Source organism: Herbaspirillum chlorophenolicum (assembly GCF_001189955.1).
Lineage (GTDB): Bacteria > Pseudomonadota > Gammaproteobacteria > Burkholderiales > Burkholderiaceae_D > Herbaspirillum > Herbaspirillum chlorophenolicum.
Window position 1 is genome coordinate 43,016 of sequence record NZ_LFLT01000003.1, and the last position, 14,007, is coordinate 57,022.

Genomic DNA, 14,007 nt, shown 5'->3' on the forward strand with positions numbered 1-14,007 from the left:
CCCGTCGGCGTACTTGATTGACTTGAAAAGACCGCCGGATCAGGCGGCGACCTTTTCCTTTTTCGTTTCGGCAGCGGCGGCCAGTTCGGCCAGCGCACGTTTGTATTCGGTCGGGAAGACCTTTACGAACTTGGTGCGCGATGCCGCCCAGTTGTCCAGCAGGTAGCGCGCGCGCGTGCTGCCGGTGTACTTGAAGTGCCGTTCAATCAAGCCGCGCAGGATGGCTTCGTCGGTCTGGCGCACACCACCGCGCTCCAGGCTGTGCCACACGTTGCGGTCCAGCGACGCTTCCTGCTCGGTATCGGACAAGACCTTGTCCAATGCCACCATCGCGGTATTGCACTTGCCGGCGAAGTCGCCGTCCGGATCGTAGACGTAGGCGATACCGCCCGACATACCCGCTGCGAAGTTACGGCCGGTGTTGCCCAGCACCACGACGGTGCCGCCGGTCATGTATTCGCAACCGTGGTCACCGGTGCCTTCGGTCACGGCGATGGCGCCGGAGTTGCGCACCGCGAAACGTTCGCCGGCCACGCCGTTGATGAAGGCTTCGCCATTGATCGCGCCGTACAGCACGGTATTGCCGGAGATGATGTTGTCCACGGCACGGCCGCGGAACTCGGTGTTCGGACGCACGATAATGCGGCCGCCCGACAAGCCCTTGCCGACGTAGTCGTTGCCTTCGCCCACCAGGTCCAGCGTCACGCCGTGCGCCAGGAAAGCGCCAGCCGACTGGCCTGCGGTGCCTTGCAGCTGGATGTGGATGGTGTCATCCGGCAAACCTTCGTGGCCGTAACGCTTGGCCACTTCACCCGAGAGCATGGCGCCAACGGTGCGGTTCAGGTTCTTGATCGGGGAGATGAAGGAAACCTTCTCGCCCTTTTCCAGCGCGATCTTCGCTTGCGCGATCAGCTTGTGGTCCAGCGCCTTGTCCAGGCCATGGTCCTGGTCTTCGGTGTGGTACACCGGCGCCGAGGATTCCGGCTGGTGGAAGATGCGGGTGAAGTCCAGGCCCTTGGCCTTCCAGTGCGCAATCGCCTTGGTGCGGTCCAGCAGGTCGGCGCGGCCGATCAGCTCGTCGAACTTGCGGATACCCAGCTGAGCCATGATCTGGCGCGCTTCTTCAGCGATGAAGAAGAAGAAGTTGACCACGTGCTCCGGCTTGCCGGAGAACTTGGCGCGCAGCACCGGATCTTGCGTGGCCACGCCCACCGGGCAGGTATTCAGGTGGCACTTGCGCATCATGATGCAGCCTTCGACCACCAGCGGTGCGGTGGCGAAGCCGAACTCGTCGGCGCCCAGCATGGCGCCGATGACGACGTCGCGGCCGGTCTTCATCTGGCCGTCGGCTTGCACGCGGATACGGTTGCGCAGGCCGTTCAACACCAGCGTCTGCTGCGTTTCGGCCAGGCCCAGCTCCCACGGCGAACCAGCGTGCTTGATCGAGGACAGCGGCGATGCGCCGGTGCCGCCGTCATGGCCGGCGATCACGACGTGGTCGGACTTGGCCTTGGCCACGCCCGCTGCCACGGTGCCCACACCCACTTCCGACACCAGCTTGACCGAGATCGAAGCGCGCGGATTGACGTTCTTCAGGTCGTGGATCAGTTGCGCCAGGTCTTCGATCGAGTAGATGTCGTGGTGCGGCGGCGGCGAGATCAGGCCCACGCCCGGCACCGACACGCGCAGCTTGGCGATGTAGTCGGACACCTTGTGGCCCGGCAGCTGGCCGCCTTCGCCCGGCTTGGCGCCCTGCGCCATCTTGATCTGGATCTGGTCGGCGGAGATCAGGTACTCGGCCGAAACGCCGAAACGGCCCGACGCCACCTGCTTGATGCGCGAACGCAGCGAGTCGCCTTCCTGCAGCGGAATGTCGACTTCAATCACGTCCTTGCCGATTTCCGAGGCCAGGGTCGCGCCCTGCTTGATGGGGATGCCCTTCAGCTCGTTGCGGTAACGGTTGACGTCTTCGCCGCCTTCGCCGGTGTTGGACTTGCCGCCGATGCGGTTCATCGCGATGGCCAGCGTAGCGTGCGCTTCGGTCGAGATCGAGCCGAGCGACATGGCGCCGGTGGCGAAACGCTTGACGATGTCCTTGGCCGGTTCCACCTCATCGATCGAGATCGCCTTGGACGGGTCGATCTTGAACTCGAACAGGCCGCGCAGCGTCATGTGGCGCTTGGACTGGTCGTTGATGAGCTGGGCGTATTCCTTGTAGGTGTTGTAGCTGTTCGAACGGGTCGAGTGCTGCAGCTTGGCGATCGCGTCCGGCGTCCACATGTGCTCTTCGCCGCGGATGCGGAAGGCGTACTCGCCGCCGGCGTCCAGGGCATTGGCCAGCACCGGGTCGTTGCTGAAGGCTGCCGTGTGCAGGCGCAGCGCTTCCTCGGCCACTTCGAACACGCCGATACCTTCGACGTTGGAGGCGGTGCCCTTGAAGTACTTGTCTACCAGCGACTTCGACAGGCCGATGGCTTCGAAGATCTGCGCGCCGCAGTAGGACATGTAGGTCGAGATGCCCATCTTGGACATGACCTTCAAGAGGCCCTTGCCGACGGCCTTCTGGAAGTTGTAGATGGCCTTTTCCGGCGACAGCTCGCCCGGCAGGCCCTTGGCCATGTCGAACAGGGTATCCATCGCCAGGTACGGATGGATGGCTTCGGCGCCATAACCTGCCAGCAGCGCGAAGTGGTGCGTTTCGCGCGCGGAACCGGTTTCCACCACCAGGCCGGTGGAGGTGCGCAGGCCCTTGCTGACCAGGTGCTGATGGATCGCGGAAGTGGCCAGCAGCGCCGGGATCGGCAGTTGCTCGTCATCGACCTTGCGGTCCGAGATGATCAGGATGTTGTGGCCCGACTTGACGGCGTCCACCGCCTTGGCGCACAGCGATGCCAGGCGCGCTTCGATGCCTTCCTTGCCCCAGGCGACCGGATAGCAGATGTTCAGTTCATAGGACTTGAACTTGCCGCCGCTGTGCGCGCTGATGTTGCGCAGCTTGGCGATATCGGCATAGTCCAGCACCGGCTGCGACACTTCCAGGCGCATCGGCGGGTTGATGTTGTTGGTGTCGAGCAGGTTGGGCTTGGGGCCGATGAACGACACCAGCGACATGACCAGCGCTTCGCGGATCGGGTCGATCGGCGGGTTGGTCACCTGCGCGAACAGCTGGCGGAAGTAGTTGTACAGCGCCTTGTTCTTGTTGGACATGACCGCCAGCGGCGAGTCGTTGCCCATGGAGCCGATTGCCTCTTCGCCGCCGGTGGCCATCGGCGCCATCAGGAACTTGGTGTCTTCCTGGGTGTAGCCGAACACCTGCTGCAGATCCAGCAGCGGCAGCTTGGACGACGGCTCGCGCGGCTCGTTCTTGAGCTCGTCGAGCTTGATGCGCACCGAATTGATCCATTGCTTGTACGGCTTGGCGTTGGCGTAGGTGTCCTTCAATTCCTTGTCGTCGATGATGCGGCCGGCGTCGAGGTCGATCAGGAACATCTTGCCTGGCTGCAGACGCCATTTCTGGATGATCTTGGATTCGGGAATCGGCAAGACGCCCGATTCGGACGCCATCACCACAAGGTCGTCGTCGGTGACGATGTAGCGGGCCGGACGCAGGCCATTGCGGTCCAGCGTGCCGCCGATGTGGCGACCGTCGGTGAAGGCCAGCGCGGCCGGGCCGTCCCACGGCTCCATCATGGCAGCGTGGTATTCATAGAAGGCGCGGCGGTTGTCGTCCATCGCGGTGTGGTTTTCCCAGGCTTCGGGCACCATCATCATCATCGCCTGCGGCAGCGGGTAGCCGGCCATGACCAGCAGTTCCAGCGCATTGTCGAAGCTGGCGGTGTCGGACTGGCCTTCATAGATCAGCGGGAACAGCTTCTTCAGGTCCGCGCCCAGCACGGCCGACTGCATCACGCCTTCGCGGGCGCGCATCCAGTTGAAGTTGCCCTTGACGGTGTTGATTTCGCCGTTGTGGGCGATCAGGCGGTACGGGTGGGCCAGCGGCCACTCGGGGAAGGTGTTGGTGGAGAAGCGCTGGTGCACCAGGGCCAGCGCGGAGACGCAGCGCTCGTCCTGCAGGTCCTTGTAGTACACGCCGACCTGGTCGGCCAGCAGCAGGCCCTTGTAGACCACGGTGCGGGCCGACATCGAGGGCACGAAGAATTCCTTGCCGTGCAGCAGGTTCAGCGCCTGGATGGCGTGGCCGGACGACTTGCGGATCACGTACAGCTTGCGCTCCAGCGCGTCGGTCACCATCACGTCCGGGCCGCGGCCGATGAAGATCTGGCGGATCACCGGCTCTTTTTCGCGCACGGTGGGCGACATCGGCATGTCGCGGTCGACCGGTACGTCGCGCCAGCCCAGCACGATCTGGCCTTCGGCCAGCACCGCGCGTTCGATTTCCTGTTCACAGGCGATGCGCGAGGCGTTTTCCTTCGGCAGGAACACCATGCCCACGCCATATTCGCCCGGCGGCGGCAGGTCCACGCCCTGCTTAGCCATTTCTTCGCGGTAGTACTGGTCGGGAATCTGGATCAGGATACCGGCGCCGTCACCCATCAGCGGGTCGGCACCCACGGCGCCCCGGTGGTCCAGGTTTTTCAGAATCAGCAAACCCTGGTCAACGATGGAATGTGTCTTCTTGCCCTTGATATGGGCGATGAAGCCGACGCCACAGGCGTCATGTTCATTTGCTGGGTCGTAAAGGCCTTGCGCGTGCATAACGGTACTCCACCACATTGACAGTAAGGATTTGAAGAATAGTGCACTGCACCCAATAGTTCAATAAGAATAAATAGGGTCTGAGTTAAATTAATTTACCCACGATTTTTATGTTTTTTATATTAGGGACATAGTAATTGAATTCGATTTAACTCGTTGATTCGACAATCTTATTTTCAACCGCAGTAGTGCGCCGCGCTTACTCTTCCTGCGGCTCTTCGATCTCCGGCTGCGGTCGTGCAATAGCCGGCCGCCCTCGTTTGGCCGGGCTGACCCGGCGCCGCGTCTGGCGCTCCAGCCCAACTTTGAACTCATCGGAGCCAAGCGCCCACCCCTTGAGCGTGGCGTCCGTAATACGGCCGATCTCTTCCTGCGCCAAGCCTTCTTCGGTCAACTGCCGATAGGCGATTTCACGGTCAAACGGAGTGTTGCCAATAGACCAATACACCGGGTGATCGGTAATCAAGCCATCCTGCTTTGCGCCAATGTGATGCATGTAGCTGGACCACGGGTACTCGCCGGGCGCGCTTGCCAGTCCATTGCGCACCGGATTGAGCTCGATGTAGCGGCAGATGGCCAGCAGATACAGCTCGGCATCCACGACGGTGGCCCGATAACGCCCCTGCCACAGCGTTCCACTGCGCCCGTGCTTCTGGTTGAAATAAGGGACGTAGTGGCGTCCTATCCATTGCATCATTCGTGCCAGCCCCTGCTCATCGGATGGCGTGGCAAGCAAATGCAGGTGATCTGGCATCAGGGCATAGGCATGGATAGCGACCTTGAACTGCCGCGACGCCTCTTTCAGCCATCCAAGAAAAGCCAGGTGGTCTTCCGTATCGCGAAAGATCACCAAGCCGTCATGGCCTCGCTGGATGATGTGGTGGGGCTGGTGGGGAACGACGAGACGCGGAAGGCGGGCCATAGGCTACTCGCTCGAAACTGGGTGGCAAAGCCGACATTCTAATGTACTCCGTCCCCAATTATCTGAAGGCATTCGTCGCGAGCAGCTTGTTCATGCACGCTCCAATAAAAAACCGGCCGGATTGCTCCGGCCGGTTCATTGGCTTGATTGGTTTGACGGCAGGTATGGCTTCAAGCCTCTTTTTTGTCCCGCGACAGCAGCAGGCTCAGGATGATCGATACCAGCAGGATCGCCCCCACCACCGCCAGCGACCACACCACAGGAATGTGGAACCAGTAAGCTGCCAGCATCTTCACGCCGACGAACAACAGCACCAGCGCCAGGCCATATTTGAGCAGATGGAACCGCTCTGCCGAGTCAGCCAGCAAAAAGTACAGTGCGCGCAGGCCCATGATGGCAAACATGTTCGAGGTGAAGACGATGAACGGATCCTTGGTGATCGCAAAGATGGCCGGGATGCTGTCTACCGCGAAAATCAGGTCGGAAAGTTCGATCAGCAGCAAGACCAGCATCAGCGGCGTGAAATATTTGACGCCATTTTGCACGGTGAGAAACTTCTCGCCATCGTAATCCTTGCTGATCTTCAGGTGGCCGCGCAGCCATCGCAGCAGCGGGTTGTCGCCAAGATCGGGTTCCTTGTCGGCGAACACCAGCATCTTCACGCCGGTAAATACCAGGAAAGCGCCGAACAGGTACAGAATCCAGCTGAATTGCGCGATCAGCCATGCGCCCAGCAAGATCATCACAGCCCGCATCACGATCGCGCCGAACACGCCGTACAGCAGCACACGACGCTGCATCTCGGGCGGCACCGCAAAGTAGCTGAAGATCATCAGGAACACGAAGATGTTGTCGACCGACAGCGCTTTCTCGATCAGGTAACCCGAGAGGAATTCGGCGCCCTTCTGGTTGGCGAATTCGCGCCCCACGTTCACATCCAGGTACCACCACATCAGGCCCGCAAACAGCAACGCCAGCGATACCCATGCCAGCGACCACCCCAGCGCCTCCTTGGGCGAGACGCGGTGCGCGTGGCGTCCGCCCAGCGCAAACATGTCCAGCGCCAGCATGCCCAGCACAAATACGATGAAGCCCAGCCACATTGGGCCGCTTGCGAAACTCTCTACGCCGCTCACTTTTTACCCCTTTTCATTTTTGATTGCCGATTCCTGGCGCCGATCAGTCGAAATCGAATATCTCGCCCAGAAAGCCCTTTTTCTTGCGCCGGTGGTCATAGCCTTGCGATCCGGAACCATAGCCGTCGCGATGATGCTGGCCGCCATGGCCGAAACGCGGGTCATAGGTTTGCTGTTGCGGCGCCTGGCGCTGCGGCGGCGCCGCCGCCGGCGTCGTGCTGGCCGCGGAGCGCTCGATCAGCTTATCGAGCTCGCCGCGATCCAGCCACACGCCACGGCATTGCGGACAGTAATCGATTTCGATGCCTTGCCGCTCCGAAATCAGCAGATTAGCCGTTGTACAAACAGGACATTTCATTCGCCACTCCTTCATGACAAGCTTCATATGACCGGCCGCCAACACTGGCACGCCCGGGAACAGCGCCACTTTAGGAGAAAACGATATGAATGAAAATTCGAATATTCTGAGATAATTAATCGAAAAAACCGATGATATAAAGATGCCCTCGCTCAACTACAAACATCTTCACTATTTCTGGGCCGTCGCCAAGGCCGGCAGCGTCGCGCGCGCCAGCGAGCGTTTGCATCTGACGGCGCAAACCATCAGCGGCCAACTTACGCTGTTCGAAGAGAACGTGGGATACAAGCTGTTCAACCGCGTCGGACGCAGGCTGGAATTGAACGATGAGGGAAGGATGGTGTTCGATTACGCCGACCGCATCTTCACCATCGGCGAAGAGCTGGAAGAAGCCTTGCGCTTCCGTCCCGGCGGCCGCGCACTGCAACTGCGCGTGGGCGTGGCCGATGCGGTTCCCAAGGCGATCGCCTACCTGCTGCTGGAAACCGCGTTGTCGCTGGAGGAACCGATCCGCATCGTCTGCCGCGAAGGCAAGCTGGACGCGCTGCTGGCAGAACTGGCCATCCATCGCCTCGACATCATCATCGCCGACAGTCCCATGCCCGCCAATGTCGATGTGCGCGGCTACCATCACCTGCTGGGAGAATGCGATACCAGCTTCTTTGCCACACCCGAGCTGGCCAAGCGTTACAAAAAGGGATTCCCGCACAGCCTGGATGGCGCGCCTTTCCTGATGCCCGGTGACGATGCCGCAGTGCGCCCGCGCCTCTTGCGCTGGTTCGAGAAGGAAAATATCCGCCCTCAAATCGCCGGAGAGTTCGACGATGGCGCCCTGCTGCTGGCCTTTGGCGACGCCGGCACCGGCATCTTCGCGGCGCCGACTGCCATTGCTTCGCAAGTCAGGAAGCAATATGGCATCGTCGAAATAGGCAAGACGGATGCCGTCAGGGAACAGTTCTACGCGATATCGGTAGAACGCAAACTGACGCATCCGGCAGTGCTCGCGATCCAATCCGCCGCACGCGACAATCTCATCGTCGGCAGTTCACGCGCATGAGCTTGGCAAATGGACAGGTGAAATGACATGGCAACAATCAATCGGAAAAGGATTCCCACATAACAGGGCATCAACACTTCTGCACCTATTTTGTGCATCGACCGCAAAGCCAGTTCTGGCAAAGCTTCCAAAGGAACAGGAAAACAGGAAATGAAAAAGAAAAACCCCACGTACTTTGCAGTCCGTGGGGTAAATCCCATTCTCGGGGGAGAGAATGGAGGGGGAACTTCAATATAAAAAAATCGGTGTTGTAGCGCAGCGTTTTTTACAAATTGTTACGCCGTCTTTAAATGAGGTAAATGCGAAGCGCCTCATCGTCAAAACTGGATTCAATATATCAAACGCGCGCCATAAGTAAAGAACGCAAGGCCAGAAAAGATGACGAATATTGCTCTCGCCTGCTGATGAGATAAGTAGTGATGCGTCCATCCTTGCCTAGAGAATAAGTAGCAAAGCCGCGCGGCTCATTTTGCATATCGATCACCGAACGCGGCACTACCGCCACACCAGCGCCGGCGGCCACACATGCCAGAATGGCATGATAAGACGCCAACTCCAGCGTACGGCCTGGCCTCCTGCTGCCCTTGCCTGCGGCTGAAAACCAGCTCTCGGCATGGCGCCGGTAGGCGCAGCCCTGTTCGAAGACGATCAGCGTATCGAGCATGACATCGTCCGACGAACGCACCCGGCGATGGCTCTTGGGCGTCACCAGCAGCAGTTCTTCCTTGAACAGGGGCGTCGCATCAAAGGCGGGGTCATCGATCGGGCCGGTCACCAGTGCCGCGTCGAGCTTGAAGTCGCGCACCTGGGCGACCAGCTTTTCCGTCGGGGCAGTGGAGAGTTCCAGCCGTACCTCCGGCCAACGGCTGTGGAATTCGGCCAGCGGCCCCGGCAACCTGCTGGCGGCAGCGCTCTCCATCGAGCCGATCCGCAAACGCCCACGCGGACTTTGCGGCGCGACTGCCTGGCGCGCCTCCTGAACCAGATCGAGGATGCGTTCGGCGTAATCCAGCATCGATTCGCCGGCTGCCGTCAACACCATGCGGCGGCGGTCGCGCACGAACAGCGGCACGCCGATCGATTCCTCCAATTGCTTGATGCGCGTGGTGACGTTGGATTGCACCCGGTTGAGCCTTTCCGCGGCGCGCGTAATGCCGCCTTCGGTCACCACGGCACGGAAGATTTCCAGTTCGGCCAGTTCCATTTCAATCTCCATTTAAGATGAAGTCATTCTTATTATTCATTTTTTCGAATGCATGAAACAAGATAGCATAGGCATCCTCGTCAATAAGAATATTCATCCGTCATGAATTGCCATTGCAGCCGGAGAGACTTGCGCAAGCATTCCCTCCTCTTATGCGCCGCCCCCGCCGCACGCATCCGTATCGCCGCGCAAGGAGCGTTCGCATGAACGCCTCCACGCCCCCGCCTGCGCACGCCAGCCGCGCCACGGCCTGGAAAGTCTGCCTGTCCGGCATGCTGGCCTTGTCGGTGGCGATGGGCATCGGCCGTTTCGCCTTCACGCCGCTGCTGCCGATGATGCTGCACGAAGGCAGCATCAACCTGCAGATGGGCGGCTGGCTGGCCACCGCCAACTATCTTGGCTACTTCATCGGCGCCATGCTCTGCGCCTTCCATCGCAGCAACAAGCCGGTGCCGCTGATACGTGGCGGCCTGGCCGCCACCATCCTGCTCACGCTGGGCATGGGCTTGCTGCACAACGATGCGATGTGGCTGGGGCTGCGGCTGCTGTCAGGCATTGCCAGCGCCTATGTCTTCGTCTACACCGCCGGCTGGTGTTTGCACCAGTTGACGCAACTGAAACATCCCGAACTGGGCGGCGTGATTTTCTGCGGTCCCGGCATCGGTATCGCATTGAGCGGCCTGCTCACTGGCGCCATGGTGACGGCCGGCTGGCTGGCCGCTTCAGGCTGGGTGGTATTCGCGGTCATCTCGCTGGCCTTGACGGCCCTGGTCTGGAAGACTTTCAGCTTCGACGCCGGCCCGGCGCAATCCGGCCCCGCCACCGCGCAAACCCAAGACGCCCAACATGAATCGCCTGAGCAAAAGCGCGAAGTGCGCCAGCAGGTGATCGCCTATGGCATGGCCGGTTTCGGCTACATCATTACCGCCACCTTCCTGCCGGTGATCGCCCGCCAAGCCTTGCCCGGATCGAACTGGGCTGACTTCTTCTGGCCCATCTTCGGCCTCGGCGTGGCGCTGGGCGCCTTCGGCGCGACACGCCTGCCGGTGCATGGCGACCAGCGCCTGCTGCTGGCCTACAGTTACATCATGCAGGCCGCAGGCGTGGCGCTCTCGATCTTGCTGCCCAATACCATCGGCTTCGCGCTGAGCTGCCTGCTGCTTGGCCTGCCCTTCACCGCCATCACGCTGTTTGCGATGCGGGAGGCACGCCGCCTGCGCCAGTCGCATGCCAGCAGCCTGATGGGTTTGATGACAGCCGCCTATGGCATCGGCCAGATCGCTGGCCCGCCGCTGGCGACGGCGCTGGTGCATCGCAGCGGCTCATTCACGCCATCGCTGTGCGTGGCGGTAGCGGCCCTGTTGGTCGGCGCCTTCCTCTATTACAGGCTGACGCTGAGCCACAAGCTGGAACACAAGGCAGCCTGATCCCGACTCGAAACGCCCATAAAAAAACGCCCGCTGCAGCGGGCGTTCTCGTATCCGGGCACCGGTCCCGGAAATGACATGTCAACGGAACGCCGGCTCGGCGAAGCTGCGCAGTTTGCGGCTATGCAACTGTTCGATCCCGTTGTTGCGCAACAGCTCCAGCGCACGGATACCAATCTGCAAGTGCTGCGCCACCCGCTGCTCATAAAAGCTGTTGGCCATGCCGGGCAGCTTGATCTCGCCGTGCAGTGGCTTGTCCGACACGCACAGCAACGTCCCGTAAGGCACCCGGAAACGGAAACCGTTGGCCGCCACCGTAGCGCTTTCCATATCGAGCGCGATGGCGCGGCTCTGCGAAAAACGCAGCAACGGCATGCGATGGTCGCGCAGCTCCCAGTTGCGGTCATCCACGGAAGCCACCGTGCCGGTGCGCATGATGCGTTTCAGTTCATACCCCTTGAGCTGCGTGATGCTGGCCACCGCATCCTGCAACGCCAGCTGCACTTCGGCCAGCGCCGGGATCGGCACCCACAGCGGCAGGTCGTCGTCCAGCACATGGTCGTCGCGCACATAGGCGTGCGCCAGCACGTAATCCCCCATGCGCTGCGAGGCCGACAAGCCGGCGCAGTGCCCCAGCATCAGCCAGCCGTGCGGGCGCAGCACGGCGACATGGTCGGTGACGGTCTTGGCATTGGACGGCCCCACGCCGATATTGATCAGCGTAATGCCGCTGCCGTCGGCCCGCTGCAGATGGTAGGCCGGCATCTGCGGCTGGCGCGCCGGCGCCACGCCCGAAGCCGGCTGGGCACTACCTCCCTCCTGGTTGGTGCTCCAGGTGGTGACGTTGCCCGGTTCCACGAAAGCCACATATTGCTGGCGGTAGGCCCGCTCTTGCGGATCGTCGGTGGGTTCCATCAGCTTGCGGCCCAGGCGTACGAATTCATCCACGTAGAACGCATAGTTGGTGAACAGCACATAGCGCTGGAACTGGTCCGGCGAAGTGGCCGTGTAATGGCGCAGCCGATGCAGCGAATAATCGATGCGCGGCCCGGTAAACAGCGCCAGCGGATGCACGCCGTCGCGCCAGGCGCCATTATCGACTTCATAAGTACCGTTGACGATACGGTCGTCCATGGCCGCCAGGTCGGGCAGGTCGAACACGTCCGGCAGCGAGCGCAAATGCTCCGGATCGAGGCTTCCTTCGACGTGGATACCCTCCGGGAAGGCGAAATGCACCGGGATCGGCAAATCGCTCACGCCGATCTCCAGCGGCACCTGATGGTTTTGCAGCACCAGCTTGAACTGGCTCAGCAGGTAATTATGGAACAGCGCCGGCCGGGTCAGCGTGGTCTCGTAACAACCGGGGCCGGCGACGAAGCCGAAGGACTGGCGGGTATCGGTATGGGTCGCCTTCTCGGTGGTGATGCGCACGAAGGGATAGCAGGCGCGCACGCGCTGTTCCAGCACTTCTCCGGCAGAAAACTTGCGAAAGGCATCGCGCAGGATGGCGGTGTTGCGCTCATAGATTTCAAGCACGCGCGCATAGGCGGCATCGGGGTCGGTGAATTTTTCAGTGGCAAACATCATCTTTCTCCATCATTGCCGCACGCAGCACAACCGGTGTGCGGCTTTTACCGGCCATTGCCGGACATTAAAAATCCTTGTGTGCGCCTTCGATATTACCCGAGTCGCCGCCTCCCCATCATCGTTGAATCAGGTATCGCAATATCCCGCTTCCTTCCCTTTGCGCGATACGGATTCGGTGCTATCGTGGAATTCTTCTTCGCCGTTTCACAACCAAGTCCCCAATACCGGAACCGGCATCGCGACATCGCGGGCAGGCCATGCATTTTCGCTCCGCAATGGTGCTCGCCGCAGCTCATCCGGGTGCATCCATTCCCAGTGCCAGTGCATGTTCCCGCGCGTTAAAAAAACCTTTGATCGCGGCACGGACGGGTGCTATCTTGATCGCACTCCGAAGCCCATCCGGCTCGCCGGCCAACCGATCCACACCGGCTTATCGGAGCCATAAAAACACTCAACCACACATACAGAGGCACACATGCTCGCGAGAAAATTCTTCGGCCAGATCCTGGTCCTGTTCTGCCTGGCGGCCACCGTCGCCGCACAGGCGCAAAACCTGCCCAACGTCGTCATTCTGGCGACCGGCGGCACCATCGCCGGCACCGGCGCCACCACTACCACCACGGTCGGCTACACCGCCGCCAAGGTCGGCGTGGATGCGCTGATCGCTGCCGTCCCCGAACTGCAGAAGGTCGCCAACGTGCGCGGCGAGCAGACCATGCAGATCGCCAGCGAAAACATGAACAACGACGCCTGGCTGAAACTGGCCAAGCGCGTCAACACGCTGCTGGCGCAAAGCGACGTGGACGGCATCGTGATCACCCACGGCACCGACACCATCGAAGAAACCGCCTACTTCCTGGACCTGGTGGTCAAGAGCAAGAAGCCGGTCGTGATCGTCGGCGCGATGCGCCCGTCGACCGCGATCAGCGCCGATGGCCCGATCAACCTGTACAACGCAGTGCTGCTGGCCGGCTCCAAGGAAGCCATCGGCAAGGGCGTGCTGGTGACCCTGAACGACCAGATCAACGCCGGCCGCGAAGTGACCAAGACCAACACCTCCACACTGGACACCTTCAAGACCCCGGAACTGGGCTTTTTGGGCTACATCCAGGGCAGCAAGCCGTACTTCTACCGCCAGTCGACCCGCAAGAACACGGTTGACACTCCGTTTGACATCATGAATCTGGACAAGCTGCCGCAAGTCGACATCGTCTACGGCTACGCCAACATGAACCCGATCGCACTGAACGCCTTCGTGGCCGCCGGCGCACAAGGCATCGTCCACGCCGGCGTGGGCGATGGCAGCCTGAACAACACCGTCGTGCCGTCGCTGACCGAAGCCCGCAAGAAGGGCGTCGTCATCGTGCGTGCGAGCCGTGTCGGCCAGGGCATCGTGGCGCGCAACGGCGAAGCCGACGACGACAAGCTGGACTTCGTCGTCTCCGATACGCTCAACGCGCAAAAGGCCCGCATCCTGCTAATGCTGGCGCTGACCAAGACCACCGACAGCAAGGAAATCCAGAAGATGTTCTGGGAATACTGATCGCCCTTGACGGCGCGCCCGCAAGCGCGCCATCAACAATCAGCATGAAAAAAGCCC

The 14,007-nt window shown here is 61.0% G+C and carries 9 protein-coding genes; 3 read left to right on the forward strand and 6 right to left on the reverse strand.

Annotated elements, in window-relative coordinates; genetic code table 11:
• Positions 1 to 39 precede the first annotated feature (39 nt).
• From AKL28_RS03230 to AKL28_RS03245, 4 genes are all read right to left on the reverse strand, one after another.
• Positions 40 to 4,716: a glutamate synthase-related protein gene (locus AKL28_RS03230; RefSeq protein ID WP_050466619.1), complete on the reverse strand. Its 4,677-nt coding sequence runs from the start codon at positions 4,714 to 4,716 to the stop codon at positions 40 to 42.
• A gap of 199 nt (positions 4,717 to 4,915) precedes the next feature.
• Positions 4,916 to 5,638: a transposase gene (locus AKL28_RS03235; protein WP_050466620.1), complete on the reverse strand. Its 723-nt coding sequence runs from the start codon at positions 5,636 to 5,638 to the stop codon at positions 4,916 to 4,918.
• Between the two features lie 170 nt (positions 5,639 to 5,808).
• Positions 5,809 to 6,774 (reverse strand): TerC family protein, encoded by a 966-nt coding sequence (locus AKL28_RS03240; protein WP_050466621.1) that lies wholly within the window; start codon positions 6,772 to 6,774, stop codon positions 5,809 to 5,811.
• A 43-nt stretch (positions 6,775 to 6,817) separates the two neighbouring features.
• Positions 6,818 to 7,132: a TFIIB-type zinc ribbon-containing protein gene (locus AKL28_RS03245; protein WP_050466622.1), complete on the reverse strand. Its 315-nt coding sequence runs from the start codon at positions 7,130 to 7,132 to the stop codon at positions 6,818 to 6,820.
• Between the two features lie 142 nt (positions 7,133 to 7,274).
• Here AKL28_RS03245 and nhaR point away from each other — a divergent pair, with 142 nt between their 5' ends.
• The gene (nhaR, locus tag AKL28_RS03250) at positions 7,275 to 8,189 is read left to right on the forward strand and encodes a transcriptional activator NhaR (protein WP_050466623.1); all 915 of its coding nucleotides are present in this window, start codon (positions 7,275 to 7,277) and stop codon (positions 8,187 to 8,189) included.
• A 337-nt stretch (positions 8,190 to 8,526) separates the two neighbouring features.
• Here nhaR and AKL28_RS03255 read toward each other — a convergent pair whose 3' ends face one another.
• Positions 8,527 to 9,393, reverse strand: a complete 867-nt coding sequence (locus AKL28_RS03255) for a LysR family transcriptional regulator (RefSeq protein ID WP_050466624.1) — start codon at positions 9,391 to 9,393, stop codon at positions 8,527 to 8,529.
• Positions 9,394 to 9,596: 203 nt separating this feature from the next.
• Here AKL28_RS03255 and AKL28_RS03260 point away from each other — a divergent pair, with 203 nt between their 5' ends.
• A complete protein-coding gene (locus tag AKL28_RS03260; protein WP_050466625.1) occupies positions 9,597 to 10,820 on the forward strand; it encodes a YbfB/YjiJ family MFS transporter in 1,224 nt (407 codons plus the stop codon).
• A gap of 81 nt (positions 10,821 to 10,901) precedes the next feature.
• On the opposite strand, the gene AKL28_RS03265 is transcribed toward AKL28_RS03260, so the two are convergent.
• Complete coding sequence (locus AKL28_RS03265) at positions 10,902 to 12,404, reverse strand: AMP nucleosidase (RefSeq protein WP_050466793.1); 1,503 nt, start codon at positions 12,402 to 12,404, stop codon at positions 10,902 to 10,904.
• A gap of 478 nt (positions 12,405 to 12,882) precedes the next feature.
• Here AKL28_RS03265 and AKL28_RS03270 point away from each other — a divergent pair, with 478 nt between their 5' ends.
• Positions 12,883 to 13,950 (forward strand): type II asparaginase, encoded by a 1,068-nt coding sequence (locus AKL28_RS03270; protein WP_082221341.1) that lies wholly within the window; start codon positions 12,883 to 12,885, stop codon positions 13,948 to 13,950.
• The last annotated feature ends 57 nt before the right edge of the window (positions 13,951 to 14,007 follow it).

Bases quoted from the DNA above. Each gene is read 5' to 3' on its own strand.
- AKL28_RS03230 (WP_050466619.1), bottom strand. From the start codon at position 4,716: ATGCACGCGCAAGGCCTTTACGACCCAGCAAATGAACATGACGCCTGT.
- AKL28_RS03235 (WP_050466620.1), bottom strand. From the start codon at position 5,638: ATGGCCCGCCTTCCGCGTCTCGTCGTTCCCCACCAGCCCCACCACATC.
- AKL28_RS03245 (WP_050466622.1), bottom strand. From the start codon at position 7,132: ATGAAATGTCCTGTTTGTACAACGGCTAATCTGCTGATTTCGGAGCGG.
- nhaR (WP_050466623.1), top strand. From the start codon at position 7,275: ATGCCCTCGCTCAACTACAAACATCTTCACTATTTCTGGGCCGTCGCC.
- AKL28_RS03255 (WP_050466624.1), bottom strand. From the start codon at position 9,393: ATGGAACTGGCCGAACTGGAAATCTTCCGTGCCGTGGTGACCGAAGGC.
- AKL28_RS03260 (WP_050466625.1), top strand. From the start codon at position 9,597: ATGAACGCCTCCACGCCCCCGCCTGCGCACGCCAGCCGCGCCACGGCC.
- AKL28_RS03265 (WP_050466793.1), bottom strand. From the start codon at position 12,404: ATGTTTGCCACTGAAAAATTCACCGACCCCGATGCCGCCTATGCGCGC.
- AKL28_RS03270 (WP_082221341.1), top strand. From the start codon at position 12,883: ATGCTCGCGAGAAAATTCTTCGGCCAGATCCTGGTCCTGTTCTGCCTG.